Below are 19135 nucleotides of genomic sequence, written 5' to 3'. Positions count from 1 at the left end.
ACCGGGCGTTCTGCGTACCAGCGGAAGGTGACGGGCTACGCGGCGCCGTCGAACATGCTCGTCACGGAGCCGTCGTCGAAGACCTCGTGGATCGCGCGGGCGATGAGCGGCGCGATCGAGAGGACGGTCAGCTTGTCGAAGCGCTTGGCCTCGTCGACCGGGAGCGTGTCGGTGACGACGACGGAGTCGATGGCGTCGCTCTGCAGGAGCTCCACCGCCGGGTCGGAGAAGACCGCGTGGGTGGCCGCGACGACGACGCCGATCGCGCCGGCGTTCTTGAGCGCCTCGGCCGCCTTGACGATCGTGCGTCCGGTGTCGATCAGGTCGTCGACGAGCAGGCAGACCCGGCCCTCGACCTGGCCGACGATCTCGTGGACGCTGACCTGGTTGGGGACCAGCGGGTCGCGGCGCTTGTGGATGATGGCGAGTGGTGCACCGAGCTTGTCGCTCCAGATGTCGGCCACGCGGACGCGGCCCATGTCGGGCGAGACGACCGTCAGCGTCGACGCGTCGAGCTTGGCGCGGAAGTGCTCGAGGAGGACCGGCATCGCGAAGAGGTGGTCGACGGGACCGTCGAAGAAGCCCTGGATCTGCGCGGCGTGGAGGTCGACCGACATGATGCGGTCGGCACCGGCGGCCTTGAAGAGGTCGGCGACGAGGCGGGCGGAGATCGGTTCGCGGCCGCGACCCTTCTTGTCCTGGCGCGCGTACGGGTAGAACGGGGCGACCACGGTGATGCGCTTGGCGCTCGCCCGCTTGGCCGCGTCGACCATGATGAGCTGCTCCATGAGCCACTCGTTGATCGGAGCGGTGTGCGACTGGATGACGAAGACGTCGGTGCCGCGGATGCTCTCGTCGTACCGGGCGTAGATCTCGCCGTTGGCGAAGGTCCTGGCATCGGTGGGGAGGAGCTCGGAGTCGAGCTCCGCCGCGATCGCCTCGGCGAGTTCCGGGTGGGCTCGTCCGGAGACGAGAACCAGCTGCTTCTTGTTGTCCGCCGTGATGCCTGACACAGACCCTGCCTTCTGCCGGAATCCTCCGGCCTCACTCACGAGTCGACGTTACCAGCCGCAGCCGTGTCGTCCGACACAGCATCCACGGTCGGTGCCGCCGAGGCAGCGCCGGCAGCCGTCGCAGCCGCCGTACCCGGGCGCTTCTGCTCGACCCAGCCCTCGACGTTGCGCTGCTGCGCGACCGTCAACGCGAGCGCCCCTGCCGGGACGTCCTTGCGGATGACGGTGCCGGCACCGGAGTATGCGCCGTCGCCGACGCTGACCGGGGCGACGAGCGTGTTGTGCGCGCCGGTGCGGACGTGCGATCCGATGGTCGTGCGGTGCTTGTGCACACCGTCGTAGTTCGAGGTGATCGTGCCGGCACCGACGTTCGACTCGACGCCGATCTCGGTGTCGCCGATGTAACTGAGGTGCGGGACCTTGCTGCCCTCACCGATCTGCGCGTTCTTCGTCTCCACGAAGGTGCCGATCTTGCCGCGCTCGCCGAGCACCGTGCCGGGTCGCAGGTAGGCGAACGGCCCGACCTCGGCGCCGGCACCGATGACCGACAGCGTCGCGTCCGTGCGGCGGACGCGCGCACCAGCGCCGACCTCGGTGTCGATGAGCGTCGTGTCCGGACCGATCGTCGCACCGGACTCGACGACCGTCGCGCCGAGGATCTGCGTCCCGGGAAGCAGAGTGACGTCGGCGTGCAGCCGCGCCTTGATGTCGATCCACGTTGTGGCCGGGTCCTGGACGGTCACGCCGGCGAGCTGCCAGGCGCGCACGAGGAGGGCGTTCAGCTTGGCCGCGGCGGCGCTCAGCTGGGCGCGGTCGTTGATGCCCTCGACCAGCCAGGAGTCGCTCACCGGGAGCGCCGATACCTCGGAGCCCGCGCGCCGCAGGAGGCCGATGACGTCCGTGAGGTACTTCTCACCCTGGGCGTTGTCGGTGGTGACCTCGGCGAGCGCGTCGCGGAGCTGGCTCACGCCGAAGAGGTAGACCCCGGCGTTGATCTCGTTGACGGCTCGCTCGGCGTCGGTCGCGTCCTTCTGCTCGACGATGTAGTCGAGTGCCCCGGCCTCGGTGCGGATGATGCGTCCGTACCCGGTCGCGTCGTCGGGCATGGCCGAGAGGATCGTCGCCGCGACGTCGTGGTTGCGGTGGCGTTCGATGAGCGTGGTGAGCGTGGCGGCGTTCAGCAACGGGACGTCGCCGTTGACCACGAGGACGTCGCCGTCGAAGTCGTCGGGCAGCGCCAGGAGCGCCTGCTCCACCGCGCGACCGGTGCCGGGCACCTCGTCCTGGTCGACGATGGTCGCACCGGGGAGCTCCGACTCGATGGCCTCGACGAGGCGGTCGCGCTCGTGGCGGACCACGGCGATGACGTGCCCGGCGTCGAGCGAGCGGGCGGTCGCCAGCACGTGGCCGACGATCGGCACGCCGCCGAGCGGGTGCAGGAGTTTCGGCAGCGCCGACTTCATGCGGGTTCCCTGGCCAGCAGCCAGGATGATGATGGCCAGACGGTCGTCGGTCACGTGTGCTCCCCCTCGGTCCGGGCACTCGCCCGGTCGGTGATCGGTCGCTCCGCCACCAGGATTCGAACCTGGACCGAACAGCTCCAAAGGCTGCCGTGCTGCCGTTACACTATGGCGGACCACCCCGCGAGACGGCGGAGCGTGGTCAATTCTGCCATGGATGTGCCGCCTCGGAATCAGCTCGCGGCGGCCGATCGAGCCCCGACGCCCGCGTGCCTCGATAATGGTGGGATGCCAGCTAGCACCGATGAGGTCGACCGGATCGTCGACGCCTGGAACCGCGAGCGCCCGGACCTCGACTTCTCGCCCCTCCAGATCCTCTCCCGTGTCGCACGGCTGTCACGCCACCTCGACCGTGCGCGTCGGGCAGCCTTCACCCGGTCGAACCTGGAGCCGTGGGAGTTCGACGTCCTCGCGGCGCTCCGTCGCGCCGGCTCCCCCTATCGGCTGAGTCCGAAGGCCCTGCTGCTCCAGACGCTCGTCTCGAGCGGCACAATGACGAACCGCATCGACCGCCTCGTCGAGCGCGGACTCGTGGAACGCCAGGGCGACCCCAACGACGGCCGCGGCATCCTCGTGCAGATGACGAACGCGGGACTCAACACGGTCGACGCGGCCATCACGCGCCTCGTCGACGCCGAGGCGGACCTGCTCGACGGGCTGAGCTCGACCGAACAGGCCCGACTGACCGTCCTGCTGCGGAAGCTCAGCCTCGACTTCGACTAGCGGAACACGCCCGGTCACTGAGCCTGTCGAAGTTCGCCCTTCGACAAGCTCAGGGACCGGGTGGGGTGGCTCAGGGACCGGGTGGGGATGGCTCAGGGACCGGCCCCGGGGGGGACTCAGGGACCGATCAGCGGCGGAGGATCTTCCGGGCCAGCCAGTTGCCGAAGAACTGGATGAGCTGCACGAGCAGGATGATGATGATCACCGCGGCCCACGTCACGACCGGCTCGAACTGGCGGAAGCCGTACTGGATCGCGAAGGCACCGAGCCCACCGCCACCGATGAAGCCCGCGACCGCCGACATGTCGACGATGACCACGAACACGAAGGTGTAGCCGAGGATCAGCGGACCGAGCGCCTCCGGGAGGACGATGCTCAGCAACGTCCTGAGCCGGCTCGCACCCGCGGCACGCGAGGCCTCGATGACGCCGGGCGACACGGTCAGCAGGTTCTGCTCGACGATCCGGCTGATGCCGAAGGTCGCCGCCAGGGAGATGATGAAGATGAACGCGTTCGCGCCGATGCCGGTGCCGATCACGAGTCGTGAGAGCGGCTGGGCGGCCGCGAGGAAGATGATGAACGGGATCGGCCGGAAGATGTTCACGATCACGTTGAGCACGCCGTAGAGCACCGGGTGCGAGTAGAGGTTGCCGGGCCGCGTCACGTAGAGCCCGGTGCCGACGACGAGTCCGGCGATCCCACCGAAGAGCAGGCTGAAGGAGACGAGGTAGAGGGTCTCGACGGTCGCGTCGCCGAGCTTCGGGAGCAGATCGATCAGTGCGTCCATGTCAGCGCACCTCCGTCACGGTGGCCTGGGATCCGATGGCGGTCAGCGCTCCGTCGATCGTCTGGTCGTCGCCGCGGAGGGCGAGCGTCAGGTGGCCGAATGCACGACCCTGGATGTCGTTGATCCCGCCGTAGACGAGCTCGAAGTCGACGCCCGCCTGCGCGAGCGTGAGGAAGACGCCCGCCTGCGAGGCGTCGCCGTCGCGGAAGGACAGGGTGACGATGCGCCCGACGTGTCGTTCCTTGAGTACCGCCAGCTCGGCCGGTGACGGGACGCCCTTGATGACCGTCGACACGAAGCGCTTGGACGCGGCGTGCTGCGGGTCGGAGAACACCTCGAAGACGTCGCCCTGCTCGATGACCTTGCCGCGCTCCATGACGGCGACCTTCGTCGCGAGCGACTGGATCACCTCCATCTCGTGGGTGATGACGACGATGGTGACGCCGAGGTCGCGGTTCACCTGCTTGAGCAGCGCGAGGACCTCCTGCGTGGTCTCGGGGTCGAGGGCGCTCGTCGCCTCGTCCGCGAGCAGGATCCGGGGCGAGGTCGCGAGCGCGCGAGCGATGCCGACGCGCTGCTTCTGCCCGCCGGAGAGCTGGTCGGGGTAGTTGTCGGCCTTGTCGGACAGCCCGACGAACTTCAGCAGCTCGTCGACCCGGGTGCGGATCTCGGCCCGGGAGCGCCCGGCGACCTCGAGCGGGTACGCGATGTTCTTCCGCACCGACTTGGAGTTGAAGAGGTTGAACTGCTGGAAGATCATCCCGATGCCGAGGCGGAGGTCGCGGAGACCGCGCTCCGAGAGCGTCGTCACCTCGGTACCGTCGACGACGATGCTCCCCGACGTCGCGGGCTCGAGCGCGTTGATGAGGCGGACGAGGGTCGACTTGCCGGCTCCCGAGTAGCCGATGATCCCGAAGACGTCACCGGCCTCGATGTCGAGGTCGACGCCGTCGATCGCGGCGATCGGTGCGGCGCCCTTCTGCGGAGACGGGTACCGCTTCGCGACGTCTCGGAGGCTGACGAGTGGCATGGGGGTGTCCTCGGTGTGTCGGGTGATCAGGAGGCGGTGAAACGACGAAGCGTTCCTGTGGGAGCGGATGACAGCCTCCCACAGGAACGCTCTGAACGTTGGATCAGCCCTTGGCCTTGATGTCCTTCTGGACGGTCTCGAGCGACTTGACGAGGTCCTTGACCGGGGTCTTCAGCGGAACCGCGGTACCGCCGGAGTTCTCCACGACGCCGTCGACGACGGACTTCGTGTCCTGGTAGATCTTCACGAGCTTCGCGTACGTCTCGTTGTCGGCGTCTGCGGCCTTTGCGGCGAAGATGTTGACGTACGGCAGCGCGTTCGGGTCGGACGGGTCGTCCTCGGCGATCGCGTCGGACGCTTTGAGACCGGAGTCGTTGATGAAGTCGTTGTTGATGATCGCGCCGGTGACGTCAGGCAGCGAGGTCGGCGTCAGCGATGCCTCGAGCGAGGTGACGGTGACCTTCGACTTGTCGGCGATGATGTCGTCCGGCGTCGAGAAGATGTTGCCGCCGTCCTTCAGCTCCAGCAGGCCTGCGGACTGCAGGACGAGGAGCGCACGAGCCTGGTTGCTCTCGTCGTTCGGGATGGCGATCGTGTCGCCCTTCTTGATGTCCTTGACGCTGTCGACCTTGGTCGAGTAGAGGCCGAGGGGGTAGATCGCCGTCGAGCCGATCGGCGTGAGGTCCTCACCCGAGGCCTCGTTGTACTGCGCGAGGTAGACGATGTGCTGGAACTGGTTGAGGTCGATCTCGCCCTCGGTGAGCGCCGGGTTCGGCTGCGTGTACTCGCCGAAGTCGACGATGTCGACGAAGATGCCCTCCTTCTCGGCGGCCTCCTTGTACGTCTCCCAGTAGGGGTCGCTCGCGCCGACGACGCCGATCTTGACGGGGTTCGCCTCGGTGCCCTTGTCTTCAGCGGCGGCGCCTGAGCCTGAGCCGCCGGCGCATCCGGCGAGGAGCGCGATGGCGGGGATGATGGCCAGTCCGGCCAGAATCTTCTTCGAGAAGGTCATTGCTGTGATTCCTCTTTCGGGTGGTGCGCGCCGGTGGACGCTGATTCGACGGTACGTCGGCCTAGCAGGGATGACGAACCGGTGCGTAACACTTCGGAACAGAGCGACGATCGAGGTGGTCCGGCCGCCGCGAGTGGACTACTCGACGAGCTCGGAGAGCTCCAGCCAGCGGACCTCGAGGTCGGCGATCTCGCCGTACATGGCCTGGATCTTCGCGCCGAGCGCGGTGATCCCGGCGAAGTCGTTCTGGTCGTGGACCGCGACCTTCTCGTGCGCCTGCTCGATCTGACCGTTGAGCTTGTGGAGCTTGCGGTCGATCGCCTTGATCTCCTGCTGCGCGTTCCGGAGCTCCGCACCGCTCAGCTTCGGCGTCTTCTTGGTCGGGCCACCGCCGGAGGCCGTCGGGCGGTCGTGCTCCTGCGAGCGGCTGCCGGCCGTCCCGGCGTTGAGCTCCAGGTACTGGTCGATACCGCCGGGCAGGTGCCGGAAGTGGCCGTCCATGATCGCGTACTGCTGGTCGGTCACCCGCTCGAGGAAGTACCGGTCGTGCGAGACGACGAGCAGGGTGCCCGGCCACGAGTCGAGGAGGTCCTCCATGGCGGCGAGCATGTCGGTGTCGAGGTCGTTGGTCGGTTCGTCGAGCACGAGGACGTTCGGCTCGTCGAGCAGGATGAGCAGGAGCTGCAGGCGGCGGCGCTGGCCACCCGAGAGGTCCTTCACCGGCGTCGACAGCTGCGCGCTCGTGAAGCCGAGGCGCTCGAGGAGCTGCCCCGGGGTCATCTCCTTGCCGCCGGCGACGTAGCTCGTGCGCTTGCGCCCGATGACGTCGCTCACGCGGTCCTGCTCATACTCGGCGAGCTCGTCGAGCTGCTGCGTGAGCGTCGCGACCTGCACGGTCTTGCCGCGCTTGACGCGCCCCTCGGTCGCTTCGACCTCGCCAGTGACGAGCCCGAGGAGGGTGGACTTGCCGGCGCCGTTCACGCCGAGGATGCCGGTGCGCTCACCCGGGGCGATGCGCCACTCGACGTCCTTGATGACCGTCCGGTCGCCGTAGGACACGGTGACGTCGAGGATGTCGACGACGTCCTTGCCCAGGCGGGCGGTCGCCATGCCGGCCAGCTCGACCGTGTTGCGCACGGGCGGCTCGTCGGCGATGAGCGCGTTGGCGGCCTCGATGCGGAACTTCGGCTTGGCCGTGCGGGCGGGAGCGCCACGGCGCAGCCAGGCGAGCTCCTTCTTCATGAGGTTCTGGCGCTTGGCCTCGGAGACCGCTGCGGAGCGGTCGCGCTCGACGCGCTGCAGGACGTACGCCGCGTACCCACCCTCGAAGGGCTCGACGATGCGGTCGTGCACCTCCCACGTGGCCGTGCAGATGGCGTCGAGGAACCACCGGTCGTGGGTCACGACGAGCAGGCCGCCGGAGTTCTTCGACCAGCGGCGGTTGAGGTGCTGCGCGAGCCAGGTGATGCCCTCGACGTCGAGGTGGTTCGTGGGCTCGTCGAGGAAGAGGATGTCGTGGTCGCCCACGAGCAGGGCGGCGAGCGCGACCCGGCGGCGCTGACCACCGCTGAGGTCGGCGACGAGGGCGTCCCAGGCGATGTCGGAGGCGAGGCCGGAGATGACGTCGCGGACCTTCGGGTCGCCCGCCCACTCGTGCTCGTCGAAGCCGCCGACGATGGTCTGGCCGACGGTCTTGTCGTGGTCGAGGGTGTCAGACTGGTCGAGTACGCCGACCGTGACGCCGTTGCGCACCGTCACGCGGCCGGAGTCGGGCTCCTTGCGGCCGGCGAGGAGGCCGAGGAGCGTGGACTTGCCGTCGCCGTTGCGGCCGACGATACCGATGCGGTCGCCCTCGTTCACCCCGATCGTGATGCCGTCGAAGACGACCTTGGTCGGGTACTCGAGGTGGAGCGCTTCAGCGCCGAGAAGGTGTGCCATATCCGGTCAACGATACCGGGCCCGGGCGTCGACCACCGCCCGTGCACCGTAGGCTGCACGGGTGCCTCTGTTCTCCCGTTCCCGCCGGCTCCCGTTCGGCCGTCGCGACGCCCGAATCACCCTCCTCGACAAGCGGACGCTGCGCTACGAGCTCAGCGTCGACGACATCCCGCAGTCGGTGGTCTCCCTCGCGGATCCCCGCTTGCTCGAGTACCCCTACATCCGGCACATCGCGCGCGTGATCGACGCCGAGGCCCCGGCGGGCGAGGAGCTCTTCGTCGTCCACCTCGGAGCCGGAGCGTTGACGCTCCCCCGCTACGTCCAGGCGACGCGTCCGGGATCGCCGCAGCTCGTCGTCGAGTTCGAGCCGGAGCTGTACGCCGGGATGCTGGACGCGCTCCCGCTCCCGGACGGCCATCGGGTCGAGGTCCGCTTCGGCGACGCCAGGGCCGTCGCGGACGAGCCGATCGACGAAGCCGCCACCACCGACGCGGACGTCACGGCGTGGCGGGACGCGAAGGTGACCGTCGTCGACCTCTGGGACGCCGCGGTGATACACCGTCGGGTCGCGAGCCTCGAGTTCTACCGCCGAGTGGCAGCGCGGTCCGCGGCCGACGGCGTGATCGCGGTGAACCTCCTCGACGGCAGCCCCTTCGACTACTCGCGACGCCAGGCGGCGACCCTGCGGACGGTGTTCGCGCATGTCGCCGTCGTCCTCGACTTCGATCCGGTCGACGACGAGGGGCCGCTCGGCAACGTCGTCGTCTTCGCGAGCGACGCACCGCTCGCGGCCGTGACCCACCCGCAGCTCTTCGGCGCACCCGCGCCCGTGCAGCTTCACGGTGATGCTCTCACGGACTGGATCGACGGGGCGACGATCATGACCGATGCCGACGGCGAGGACTCCCCCGACCCCGACGACCCCCGCTGGGACTGACGACCACACCGTCACCGGGGCCCTCCCTATGCGCACCCATCCCGTTGCGCTACGGTGGGCGTAGCGCAATGGACCGATCCGACCGGACTCCGGCGTCGCGCGGAGGAGGTTGGTCGGTGCCCGTCTCCCGACGCGTCTCCCGCGCTCAGCAGATGAGCGACCGCATCCTCGACGCAGCGCTCGACCTCATGCGCTCGCGCGGCTCGGTCGCCGTCAACATCGAGGCGGTCGCGGAGACAACCGGCGTGGCCAAGACGACGATCTACCGGCGGTACCGCAACCGCTCCGAGCTGCTCACGGCGGCTGTTGCGCGCGCCATGGAGACCCCGGTCGAGATCCCCGAGAACCTCTCGACCTACGACACCTTCACCTGGCTGCTCCACGAAGCCCGGGCGATGATCGAGGACGTGGTGGGCCGGGGCACGATCGCGTCGATCCTGCTCCAGGACGACCCCGAGTTCTCGACGCTGCTCCGCGACCTCACGAGGAACCGGGCGCGCGCGCTGTCCAACCTGGTCGACGAACGGATCTCCACCGGCGATCTGAAGCCCGGACTCGACGGTCGCCTCGTCGCGACCCTGCTCCTCGGCGCGGTCCTCGGACAACTCGTCCGCGGCGCCGACATGGACGACGACTGGGCGGACCAGGTCCTGTCCGTCCTCTGGCCGGCACTGGCCGCATGACGCGAGGCAGCACCCCGCGGCACGCTGCGGTGATCTACAACCCGACGCGCATCCAGCTCGAGCGCGTGACGAGGCTCGTCGACGCAGCAGCCGCCGAGGCCGGCTGGGGACCGACCAGCTGGATCCCGACCCGAGAGCGGTCGACCGCGGTCGACCAGGTCGCCGAGGCGCTCGGAGGCGGCGCGTCGCTCGTGATCGCCGCCGGCGGTGACGGGACGGTCCGCGAGGTGGCCGGGGCGATGCGTCACACCCGGACGCCGTTCGCCGTCGTCCCCGTCGGCACCGCGAACCTCTTCGCCCGGAACGCCGGTATCCCGATCGACACGGCCACCGCCGTGCGGGCCGCGTTCACCGGAGAGGACCGGAGCGTCGACGTCGGCCTGATCGAATACCGGAACCCCGACGGCGTCCGGCGCAGCGCCCCGTTCCTCGTCATGTCGGGCTTCGGCGTTGACGCGGACATGGTGGCCTACGCCGACCCCGTCCTGAAGCGCCGCCTCGGCTGGATCGCCTACGTCGTCCCGATCATCCGCGGGCTCTTCCGCCGCGACCGGCCCCGCGTCTCCTGGAAGGAGGACGGCGGACCGATCCGGAGCGGACGGACGCACACGATGTTCGTCGGCAACTGCGGCACCGTCTCGGCGGGCCTCGACGTCCTCCCTGACGCACTCCTGGACGACGGTGTGCTCGATGTCCTGATGGTGCGGTCCCTCGAAGGGTGGGACGGGGTCCGGGTCACGCGCTGGCTGCACCGCGCGAACAATCCCGTCGCCCGGTTCTCCAAGGGCAGACGGACACGGGGCCGCCGCGTGCAGCCGAGTGCCGTCGAGACGGCCGGTTCCGCCGGCGGGGCGCTCCGCTACCTGCGCGTACGACGCATCGACGTGACGGTCTCACCGCCCGCCGAGTTCCAAGCAGACGGCGACGGGATCGGCCCGGTTTCGGCGGCCCGGCTGACCGTCGACCCCGGCGCGCTCATCGTCCGCCTACCGGCGACGGCGTCGCGATCGGGTCGGCTCCGGCCCTGAGCCCGCCCTTCGACAGGCTCAGGGACCGGAGGAACCACTCAGGCACCGGCGGAATGGCTCAGGACCGGGCGAACGGCTCAGGGACCGGAGGAACGGCTCAGTCCGCGAGGATCTTGCCGGGGTTGAAGTTCGAGCCGGGGTCAGCACTGTCGAAGAGGCCGCGCATGATCGCGACGCCCTCGGTCGAGATGTCCTGCTCCATCCACGGCGAGTGCTCGACACCGACCGCGTGGTGGTGCGAGAGGGTGCCACCGTGGTCGACGAAGGACTGCTGGATCGCCGACTTGACCTGCTCGTACTCGCCGATGGGGTCGTCGCCGGTGATGAACGCGAAGGTGAAGTACAGGCACGCGCCGGAGTGGTACGAGTGCGAGAGGTGGCACATGATCCACCCGTGCACCCCGAGCTTGTCGTAGGCGGCGTTGGCGGCGTCGTTCGCGGCGTCGTAGACCTCCTGCAGGCGCGACCAGGGCGCTGCGGTCTCCGAGACGTCCGCCGCGGCTCCGCGGTCGAGGAGGAAGTCGCGCAGGTACGGGGTGTCGAACTTCTTCTGGTCGTAGAGGGCGCCGGGGCCCTTGCCGACGCCGATGCCGCCGTGCTTCCGGACGATCGAGCCGACGAGGCCCTTCTCGTACCGCACGTGGGACGCGCTGCCCTCGTAGCCGATGAAGGAGAGGCACAGCTGCTCGAGGTCCCAGCCCCTGGCCGTGAGCACCTTCATGAGGCCCTTGGTGACCTGCGCCGAGACGCCGGTGCTGGCCTTCCGGGTCGCGAGCGAGAAGCCGCTCTCCCGGGCGTTCGACACCCGGGTGACCGACGGGCTGGCGTCGCTCTCGGCGATCTCGTGCATCGCCGCGAGCCCGGCCTCCCAGGTGGGGAAGAAGTAGCCGAGGACCTCGCGGACGGCCGGCGTCCGGTGGACCTGCACGGTGACCTCGGTGATGATGCCGAGTCGACCCTCACTGCCGATGATCATCTCGCGGACGCTCGGTCCGGTCGACGCGCTCGGGACGGGACGGATCGCCACGATGCCGTTCGGGCGGACCATCCGCAGGCCCTTGGTGATGTCGGCGATGTCGCCGTACTTGTCGGACTGCATGCCCGAGGAGCGGGTCGCGACCCATCCGCCGAGCGTGGAGTGCGTGAAGCTGTCGGGGAAGTGGCCCATCGTCCAGCCCTTGGCGCCCAGCTGCTCCTCGATCGAGGGGCCCTGCGCGCCGGCCTGGATGGTGGCGAGACCGGAGCCTTCGTCGATCGACAGGACGCGGTCGAGCCGGCCGAGGTCGAGCGAGATGATGACCCGCTCCTCGGTCGGCTGCGGGTCGAGCGAGCCGGCGATGTTGGTGCCGCCGCCGAACGGGATGATCACGGCGTCTGCGGCGACGGCTGCAGCGACGACCGACGCGACCTCGGCCTCGTCAGCCGGGTACACCACGAGGTCGGGCGTGCGGGGCAGGTCGTTCGCGCGGATCCGGAGCAGGTCGCGGATGCTCTTGCCGTAGGTGTGGACGACGCGTTCCTGGTCGTCCGTGGTCACGTGACCCTGACCGACGAGCGTCGAGAGCTCGGCGATGAACTCCTCGGACGCACGCGATGCGGGGACGGTGAGCTCGTCGAAGCTGAGGTGTGACTGCGCCGGCTTCCGGAGGTCGAGACCGACGGCCTGCTTCACGAACGGCGCGAAGTCCGGCTTGTTGCTGTGCTCGAAGGCGACCCCTTCGACTCCCCAGCCCCACCACTTCATGTGCTCCACAGACGTCATCCGGCTTCCTTTCGTGGTGTGTCGATCGAAACGTGTGTTCCCGGCTCGACCGAAGCGCGCAGCGCGACGATCTCGGCGACGACGCGGTCCATGAGCTGCACGGGCGTCTCGTTCGGCTGCGGGTGGATCGGTTGCCCGAAGACGACGCGCACCGGCGGTCGTCCGGGGACGGGCCAGTTGCGACCCTTCGGCATGGCGGAGTGGGTGCCGAGGACGGCCACCGGGAGGCAGGGGATGCCCTGGCGGGTGGCGAGTGCCGCGGCACCGGGCTTGAACCGGCCGAGCTCACCCGTCCGCGATCGGCCGCCCTCGGGGAAGATGAGGATCGGGACGCCGCTCTCGAGCAGCTCCCGTGACACGCCTGCACGCTTGCGGTCGCCCGAGCGGTCGACCGGGAACGCGTTGAAGAAAAGGGCGGCGAAGATGCGGCGGGCGGGGACGTCGAAGAAGTAGTCGGCGGCGACACCGGCGGCGAGATAGCGCGACAGTCGACGCGGCATCGCCCCGACGACGAGCGGTGCGTCGAGGTGCGACTGGTGGTTGGCGACGACGATGTACGGCCCGGTGACGCCCGACAGGCGCTCGCGACCCGTCACCGTCACGCGGGTCAGCGACCAGACGAGCGGCTTCAACAGCAGACGCTGGGCGACGAACCGCGCGTTGGCGTGGAGGGAGGAGGTGAACCGCGGCTCTGCGGTCATCGGCGGGCTCCTGACTGGGCGGCGTTGGCGGCTCGACGACTCGAGGACATCCGGCCGGAGATCCACCGGATGGACGCACGGGGCGCGAACTTGACGAGGGCCATGAGGGCCTTGAAGCGGAAGCTCGGGATGGAGACGACGACCCCTCTCCCGGCGTCGCGGAGGGCGTCGGCGACGAGCCGGTCCACATCGATCCACAGACCTGACGGGATGGAGCGGGTGCTGATGCCGGCGCGATCGTGGAACTCGGTGCGGACCCATCCGGGGCAGAGCGCCGTGACGCGGACACCCGAGCCGGCGAGCTCGACCGCGAGCGCCTCGGTGTAGGTGGTGACGAACGACTTCACCGCGGAGTAGCCGCCGGTGGTGATGTACCCCGCCGTGCTCGAGACGTTGATGATGGTGCCGCGCCCGCGTTCCCGCATGGCGCGGGCCGCGGCGCCCGAAAGCGTGGTGACGCTCCGGCACATGACCTCGATCGCGTTGTCGAGCTCGCTCGTGTCGGGGTCGGTGAGCCGGGCGTGAACGCCGAACCCGGCGTTGTTCACGACCACCTCGATCGGTGACCCCTGATCCTCGATCCGTGCGGCGAGTCTCGCGACGTCGGCGCGGTCCGAGAGGTCGGCACTGATCACCTCGACGGTGCGACCGGTCGCGCGCAGTCGCTCGGCCGATCGCTCGAGCCGCCCGACGTCACGGGCGACGAGCACCAGGTCGAAGCCCCGTCCGGCGAGCGCCGTGGCGAACGCGGCACCGATGCCGGACGTCCCACCGGTGACGAGAGCTGTAGCCATGGGGATCAGAATACGCTACGCGTTGCGTATCGTTGCAAGCTACAGTGATGAGGTCGGATCGTCACGGAACGGAGACGCCATGGTGAACCGGGATTCGCCGCGCGGAACAGCACCCGCGGCCCTCGAGGACGCGGAGCAGGAGAGCGCCATGCTGCGGCCTGCCCACGGGTTCAGCGTCCGCGACTACGCGAAGTCCGCCGTCGGCAGTCGTCGCAAGGAGATCGACGCCGCGGCCTTCGCCGAAACGCCGCTGAGTGCTGAGACGGTCGCGCTGCTCCGCGCCCTGTCGGACATCGAGCGCGCGACGATGCAGTACCTCCGCGGGGTGCTCGTCACCCCCACCCACAAGGACGCCAGGGTCACCGCGTTCCTGATCACCTGGGCGTACGAGAAGTACTGGATCACCGACACCCTCGACACCGTGCTCAAGGCGAACGGCACCCCGCGCAACAAGACGCGTTCGACGGGTCTCCGCCGCACCGTCCACGGTGTGCGCGACCGCTTCGCGCCCATCGGCCAGGCCCTCATCGCGAACGTGCTCGGCGAGGACATCATCGCCTGGCACATGACGATCGGGACGATCGACGACCTCATCACCCACGCGGCCTACCGTGCGGTGCGCGAGCGCGAGCCGCACCCGGTGCTCGACCGCCTCGTCGACGAGATCCTCGAGACGAAGGCCAGGCACCTCGAGTTCTTCACCGCTCAGGCGAGTGACCGCCTCGCCGCGTCGCCCCGTGCACAGGGCATCACCCGTCGCCGCATCCGGAACGCCGTGTGGCCCACCGGCTCCGATGCGAACGGCCCCCGACAGACGGCGCGGTTCGCCGCGCTCGTGTTCCGCAGTACCGCCACCTGGAGCGACCCCGCCGTCCTCGGCATCGACGCGTCGATCGACGCGCTGCCCGGTCAGTCGGGCCTCCATCTCGCCGCAAGACTTGCCCGCCGCGGACGCCGCGGCAGCCTCGAGGAGAACCGATGACCGACACCCCCACCCCAGACGCCGAACAGCCCGACGCCCAGGAGCCGGAGGGTCAGCAGCCCGCCACCGCCCCGGATGCCCTCGACGGCGCGCACGTGCTCGTCACCGGCGGCACCGGCTTCCTCGGGCAGGCGGTGCTCGAGCGCCTGCTCGCCGATCACCCCACCACCCGCGTCAGCCTGCTCATCCGGAAGAAGGGGTCGGTCCGCGGGAGCGACCGTCTCCAGACCCTGCTCCGCAAGCCGGTGTTCAAGGCCTGGCGCGAACGCGTCGGCGCCGAAGCCGCTGCTTCGATCGTGGCCGAACGCGTCAGCGTGATCGAGGGTGGCCTCGACGAGATGGCGCTGCCGGCCGACCTCGACGTCGTCATCCACAGCGCGTCGACCGTCTCCTTCGACCCGCCGATCGACGAGGCCTTCGCCACGAACGTCGGCGGCGCCACCACCCTGTACGCGGCGCTCGCGAAGAGCGGCGCGACCCCGCACGTCGTCCACGTCTCCACCGCCTACGTCGGCGGCACGCGGAAGGGCATCCAGCCGGAACGCAGCCTCGCGCACGACGTCGACTGGCGCGTCGAGGCCGAGGCAGCCCGCTCGGCACGCGTCCGCACCGAGGAGTCGTCCCGTCGTCCGGAGGTCCTGCGCAAGCTCATGCAGACCGCCCGTCGCGAGCACGGCAAGGCCGGCCCCCAGGCCGTCTCGAACGCCGCCGAGGCTGCACGCATCGCCTGGGTCGATGCCCGACTCGTCGCCCACGGCCGTGCTCGCGCCGAGAGCCTCGGCTGGACCGACGTCTACACCTTCACGAAGGCGATGGCCGAGCGGGTCGCCGAAGAGCGCTGGGCCGGCGAGGGCAACCGACTCTCCGTCGTGCGTCCGTCGATCATCGAGAGTGCACTCGCGCACCCGTTCCCCGGCTGGATCGACGGCTACAAGGTCGCCGACCCGCTGATCATCGCCTACGGGCGCGGACAGCTGCCCGACTTCCCGGGCCTCCCCGACAGCGTGCTCGACATCATCCCCGTCGACTTCGTCGTCAACGCGATCCTCGCTGCGGCCCAGACCCCGCCGGAGCCGGCTGCGGCGCGCTACTTCCACGTGAGCTCCGGAGCCAGCAACCCGCTGCCGTTCCACAAGATGTACGCGAACGTGCACAGCTACTTCACCGAGCACCCGATCCCGGCGGACGCCGGTGACATCAGTGTGCCGACCTGGAACTTCCCCGGCGGGCGCGCGATCGAGCGCTCCATCGACCGGCGGCAGAAGGCGACGACGGCGGCCGGACGGGTCGTCTCCCACCTGCCGGCGAACGCGACCACCCGCGGGTGGCAGGACCGGATCCGCAAGGCGTCGAGCGACCTCGGCTCGCTCCGCGACTTCACCGGGCTCTACCGCTCCTACGTGCAGAGCGAGATCGTGTTCGACGACCAGCGCACCCGTGCCCTGCACGCCTCACTGACGCCCGAGCAGCAGACGGACCGCGGGTTCGACGTCACGACGATCGACTGGGACGACTACTTCCAGCGCATCCACTTCCCCGCCGTCACGACCCTGACCCGCGCCTTCGCCAACCGCAAGGCGGGCGCCGCGAAGCAGCAGAAGATCCTGCCCGTGCGCGACGACGTCCTCGCGGTGTTCGACCTCGAGGGCACGGTGCTCGCCTGGAACCTCATCGAGCAGTACCTCTGGCTGCGGCTCGCCGCGACCTCACGGTCGCGCTGGCCCATCGAGATCGCCACGCTCGGCGCCTCCATGCCGGGGTACATCGGTGCTGAACTCCGCGACCGCGGTGAGTTCATCCGCACGTTCATGCGCCGCTACGAGGGCGTCGACGTGGCGCAGCTCGAGAAGATCGTCCGGGGCGGCTTCGGCAAGGCCGTCCGGTCCCGCCTCCTCCCCCAGGCGCTCGAACAGATCGCCGCGCACCGGGCGGCCGGTCACCGGACGATCCTCGTCACGGGCACCATCGACCTCATGACGGCTCCGCTCGAGCCGTTCTTCGACGAGGTCGTGGCCGGGGCGATGCACGCCGAGAACGGACGCCTCACGGGCTACCTCGACAGCCCGCCGCTCGTCGACGAAGCGCGCGGCGCCTGGCTCACGCAGTACGCCGAGCAGCACGGCATGGACCTCGCGCACTCCTACGGCTACGGCGACTCCCATGCGGACGCCGCCTGGCTGCAGCTGGTCGGGAACCCGGTCGCCGTCAACCCCGACCACACCCTGTACAAGCTGGCGCAGGCCGGCCGGTGGACGGTGCGAGAATGGGCACGAACCACCGGAGGCGTCCGCTCCGAAGACGAACTGACCCGCGCACCGCGCCCCGCACAGCCGAGAGGAGAGCGGACGGCCGAGGACACGATCCCCGACCGCCCCACCGCACATGGCGTTTGACATCGACAAGTTCACCGAGACGAGTGTCTCGGTGAACTGGAGCGACCTCGACTTCGACGAGTTCAAGACGAACCCGCTCCCCGCTTCCACCCTGCGCAGCCTGCGCTACATGTGCGACATCGAGTACCACACGGTCTGCTATCTGCGCGACATGCTCATGACGCCGTCCCACGAGGACGACGAGGTCGGCGCGTTCATGACGATGTGGAACCGTGAGGAGTTCTGGCACGGGGAGGCGCTCGCCGCCGTCCTCGCCGCCCACGACATCACGGTCGACTTCGACGAGCTCAAGGCGACGCGCCTGAAGCTCGGCTGGAAGGACCGCCTCGACCCCATCAAGCAGTCGATCCTCGGCAACCTCGTGGGCACCGACTTCATCGCGGTGCACATGAGCTGGGGCGCGGCGAACGAGTGGTCCGCGACCGCCGCGTACACCCGCCTCGCGCAGTTGGAGCGACACCCGGTGCTCTCGGTGCTCCTCAAGCGGATCGCGAAGCAGGAGACGCGTCACGTGGCGTTCTACGCGAGCCAGGCCAAGGCACGCCTGGAGTCGTCGAAGAGCGCACGTCGACTCACCCGCTTCCTGCTCCGCAAGGTGTGGGGCCCCGTCGGTTCCGGCGTCATGCCCGACTCCGAGGTCACGCACGTCATGGGCCACCTCTTCGGCGACGAGGACGGCCTGGCCGAGGTGCGCCGCATCGACGGGCACATCGCCAAGCTCCCCGGTATGGAGGGGCTCACGATCATCGAGAACTCGCTCCGCGTGCGCGGCGTCGCGGCCTGAACCGCGCCACCTCGTACAGCAGCCCCGGTCGGATCTCCGACCGGGGCTGCTTCGTGTCGTGCGGGCCGCGTCTCAGCTCTGCGAGACGATGCGGGCGCCGTGGACCGGTCCGTGGGCACGGATGACCTTCAGCCCGGACGAGGCGAGCGTCACCTGCAGTTCGACGGCGTCGTCGGTGTCGGCCGCCAGGAAGGCGATCGTCGGCCCGGAGCCGGAGACGAGGCTGCCGAGGGCTCCCTGGGAGTCGCCGAACTCGAGCACCTCGCCCAGCACCGGGCGCAGCTGCAGCGCAGCGGCCTGCAGGTCGTTGTGGAGGACCTCCCCGAGGAGGTGGGCGTCGCCCGCGCGCAACGCCTGGAGCACCGCCGCGTCGACCGTCGGCTGACGACCGGACGGCGAGATGTCCAGGATGTGCCGCGCACGGTGGGCGTCGAGCTCCTGGTAGACCTGCGGGGTCGACATGCCGAAGTCGGCGAGGGCGAGCACCCACTCGAACTGCCCCTTGGCCAACGCGCTGCTCAGTTGGTCGCCGCGGCCGGTGCCGACAGCGGTGCCGCCGAGCAGGGCGAAGGGCACGTCGGCGCCGAGGCGCGCCGCCAGCGCCAGGAGGTCGTCGCGGCTGCGTTCGGTCCCCCAGAGGGCGTCACAGGCGAGCAGCGTGGCCGCGGCGTCGGCTGAGCCGCCGCCCATCCCGCCGGCGACCGGCACGTGCTTCTCGATCTCGAGCCGGACACCGCCGCGGTACCCGGTCCGTCTCGCGAGGGCCTTCGCGGCGCGGATGGCGAGGTTGCTCGTGTCGGTCGGCACACCCGACACGTCCACCGAGCCGGAGAACGACACACTGAAGTCGTCGGCCGGGTACGCGTGCACGTCCTCGTACAGCGAGATCGCCTGGTACGCGGTCGCGACGTCGTGGTAGCCGTCGTCCATCACTTCGCCGACTTTGAGGAAGACGTTGATCTTCCCCGGTGCTCGCACGTGGACGTGCTTGAGGATGGCCTCGGTGGTCATTGTTCCAAGTTAGTCGATCGAGCAGGCGCCTCAGACC

General features: G+C 69.6%; 17 protein-coding genes and 1 tRNA gene. 7 read left to right on the top strand and 11 right to left on the bottom strand.

Annotation, left to right across the window (positions count from 1 at the left end):
• Positions 1-35 precede the first annotated feature (35 nt).
• The 3 genes from IFR14_RS07925 to IFR14_RS07915 form a co-directional block, all read right to left on the bottom strand.
• Positions 36-1013 (bottom strand): ribose-phosphate diphosphokinase, encoded by a 978-nt coding sequence (locus IFR14_RS07925; RefSeq protein ID WP_079705464.1) that lies wholly within the window; start codon positions 1011-1013, stop codon positions 36-38.
• Between the two features lie 35 nt (positions 1014-1048).
• A complete protein-coding gene (gene glmU / locus IFR14_RS07920; protein WP_124768955.1) occupies positions 1049-2530 on the bottom strand; it encodes a bifunctional UDP-N-acetylglucosamine diphosphorylase/glucosamine-1-phosphate N-acetyltransferase GlmU in 1482 nt (493 codons plus the stop codon).
• Positions 2531-2577: 47 nt separating this feature from the next.
• Positions 2578-2649: transfer RNA gene (locus IFR14_RS07915), tRNA-Gln, on the bottom strand.
• A gap of 112 nt (positions 2650-2761) precedes the next feature.
• On the opposite strand from IFR14_RS07915, the gene IFR14_RS07910 reads away from it, so the two are divergent.
• Positions 2762-3256 (top strand): MarR family winged helix-turn-helix transcriptional regulator, encoded by a 495-nt coding sequence (locus IFR14_RS07910; protein ID WP_064296482.1) that lies wholly within the window; start codon positions 2762-2764, stop codon positions 3254-3256.
• Between the two features lie 127 nt (positions 3257-3383).
• On the opposite strand, the gene IFR14_RS07905 is transcribed toward IFR14_RS07910, so the two are convergent.
• The 4 genes from IFR14_RS07905 to IFR14_RS07890 all read right to left on the bottom strand — a co-directional run bounded on the left by IFR14_RS07905 (position 3384) and on the right by IFR14_RS07890 (position 8023).
• Complete coding sequence (locus tag IFR14_RS07905; RefSeq protein WP_064296483.1) at positions 3384-4043, bottom strand: methionine ABC transporter permease; 660 nt, start codon at positions 4041-4043, stop codon at positions 3384-3386.
• Between the two features lies 1 nt (position 4044).
• Entirely contained in the window at positions 4045-5073 is a 1029-nt protein-coding gene (locus IFR14_RS07900; protein ID WP_159878151.1) for a methionine ABC transporter ATP-binding protein, read from the bottom strand.
• A 103-nt stretch (positions 5074-5176) separates the two neighbouring features.
• A complete protein-coding gene (locus IFR14_RS07895) occupies positions 5177-6085 on the bottom strand; it encodes a MetQ/NlpA family ABC transporter substrate-binding protein (protein ID WP_191940742.1) in 909 nt (302 codons plus the stop codon).
• A gap of 138 nt (positions 6086-6223) precedes the next feature.
• Positions 6224-8023 carry an ABC-F family ATP-binding cassette domain-containing protein gene (locus IFR14_RS07890; protein WP_079705459.1) on the bottom strand — a complete coding sequence of 600 codons (1800 nt, stop codon included), beginning with the start codon at positions 8021-8023 and terminating at the stop codon, positions 6224-6226.
• Between the two features lie 61 nt (positions 8024-8084).
• Here IFR14_RS07890 and IFR14_RS07885 point away from each other — a divergent pair, with 61 nt between their 5' ends.
• The 3 genes from IFR14_RS07885 (at position 8085) to IFR14_RS07875 (ending at position 10671) form a co-directional block, all read left to right on the top strand.
• Entirely contained in the window at positions 8085-8960 is an 876-nt protein-coding gene (locus tag IFR14_RS07885) for a fused MFS/spermidine synthase (RefSeq protein WP_191940741.1), read from the top strand.
• Positions 8961-9076: 116 nt separating this feature from the next.
• The gene (locus IFR14_RS07880) at positions 9077-9643 is read left to right on the top strand and encodes a TetR/AcrR family transcriptional regulator (protein ID WP_161578540.1); all 567 of its coding nucleotides are present in this window, start codon (positions 9077-9079) and stop codon (positions 9641-9643) included.
• Positions 9640-10671 (top strand): diacylglycerol/lipid kinase family protein, encoded by a 1032-nt coding sequence (locus tag IFR14_RS07875; protein WP_191940740.1) that lies wholly within the window; start codon positions 9640-9642, stop codon positions 10669-10671. The genes IFR14_RS07880 and IFR14_RS07875 overlap by 4 nt, the downstream gene beginning before the upstream one ends.
• Before the next feature lie 97 nt (positions 10672-10768).
• Here IFR14_RS07875 and IFR14_RS07870 read toward each other — a convergent pair whose 3' ends face one another.
• The 3 genes from IFR14_RS07870 to IFR14_RS07860 are packed head-to-tail and all read right to left on the bottom strand — an operon-like array spanning position 10769 to position 13928.
• Complete coding sequence (locus tag IFR14_RS07870; protein ID WP_175116167.1) at positions 10769-12433, bottom strand: FAD-binding oxidoreductase; 1665 nt, start codon at positions 12431-12433, stop codon at positions 10769-10771.
• Complete coding sequence (locus IFR14_RS07865) at positions 12430-13134, bottom strand: lysophospholipid acyltransferase family protein (protein ID WP_138946648.1); 705 nt, start codon at positions 13132-13134, stop codon at positions 12430-12432. Before IFR14_RS07865 ends, IFR14_RS07870 begins: the two co-directional genes overlap by 4 nt.
• Positions 13131-13928, bottom strand: a complete 798-nt coding sequence (locus IFR14_RS07860) for an SDR family NAD(P)-dependent oxidoreductase (protein ID WP_191940739.1) — start codon at positions 13926-13928, stop codon at positions 13131-13133. Before IFR14_RS07860 ends, IFR14_RS07865 begins: the two co-directional genes overlap by 4 nt.
• 79 nt (positions 13929-14007) lie before the next feature.
• On the opposite strand from IFR14_RS07860, the gene IFR14_RS07855 reads away from it, so the two are divergent.
• Genes IFR14_RS07855 through IFR14_RS07845 form a run of 3 tightly spaced genes read left to right on the top strand, consistent with a single transcriptional unit; the run spans position 14008 to position 18087 of the window.
• Positions 14008-14910 (top strand): hypothetical protein, encoded by a 903-nt coding sequence (locus tag IFR14_RS07855; RefSeq protein WP_249406901.1) that lies wholly within the window; start codon positions 14008-14010, stop codon positions 14908-14910.
• Positions 14907-17303: an SDR family oxidoreductase gene (locus IFR14_RS07850; RefSeq protein WP_191940738.1), complete on the top strand. Its 2397-nt coding sequence runs from the start codon at positions 14907-14909 to the stop codon at positions 17301-17303. Before IFR14_RS07855 ends, IFR14_RS07850 begins: the two co-directional genes overlap by 4 nt.
• Positions 17293-18087: a hypothetical protein gene (locus IFR14_RS07845; RefSeq protein WP_079705450.1), complete on the top strand. Its 795-nt coding sequence runs from the start codon at positions 17293-17295 to the stop codon at positions 18085-18087. The genes IFR14_RS07850 and IFR14_RS07845 overlap by 11 nt, the downstream gene beginning before the upstream one ends.
• Positions 18088-18159: 72 nt before the next feature.
• Here the strand turns inward: IFR14_RS07845 and IFR14_RS07840 are convergent, their stop codons facing one another.
• Positions 18160-19098 (bottom strand): 4-(cytidine 5'-diphospho)-2-C-methyl-D-erythritol kinase, encoded by a 939-nt coding sequence (locus IFR14_RS07840; RefSeq protein ID WP_191940737.1) that lies wholly within the window; start codon positions 19096-19098, stop codon positions 18160-18162.
• Positions 19099-19135: the final 37 nt, after the last annotated feature.

This window comes from Plantibacter sp. CFBP 8775, from assembly GCF_014839505.1.
Taxonomy (GTDB): Bacteria; Actinomycetota; Actinomycetes; order Actinomycetales; family Microbacteriaceae; genus Plantibacter; species Plantibacter auratus.
The sequence above is the reverse complement of the archived record's forward strand: the minus strand, read 5'-3'. Positions and strand labels throughout refer to the sequence as shown.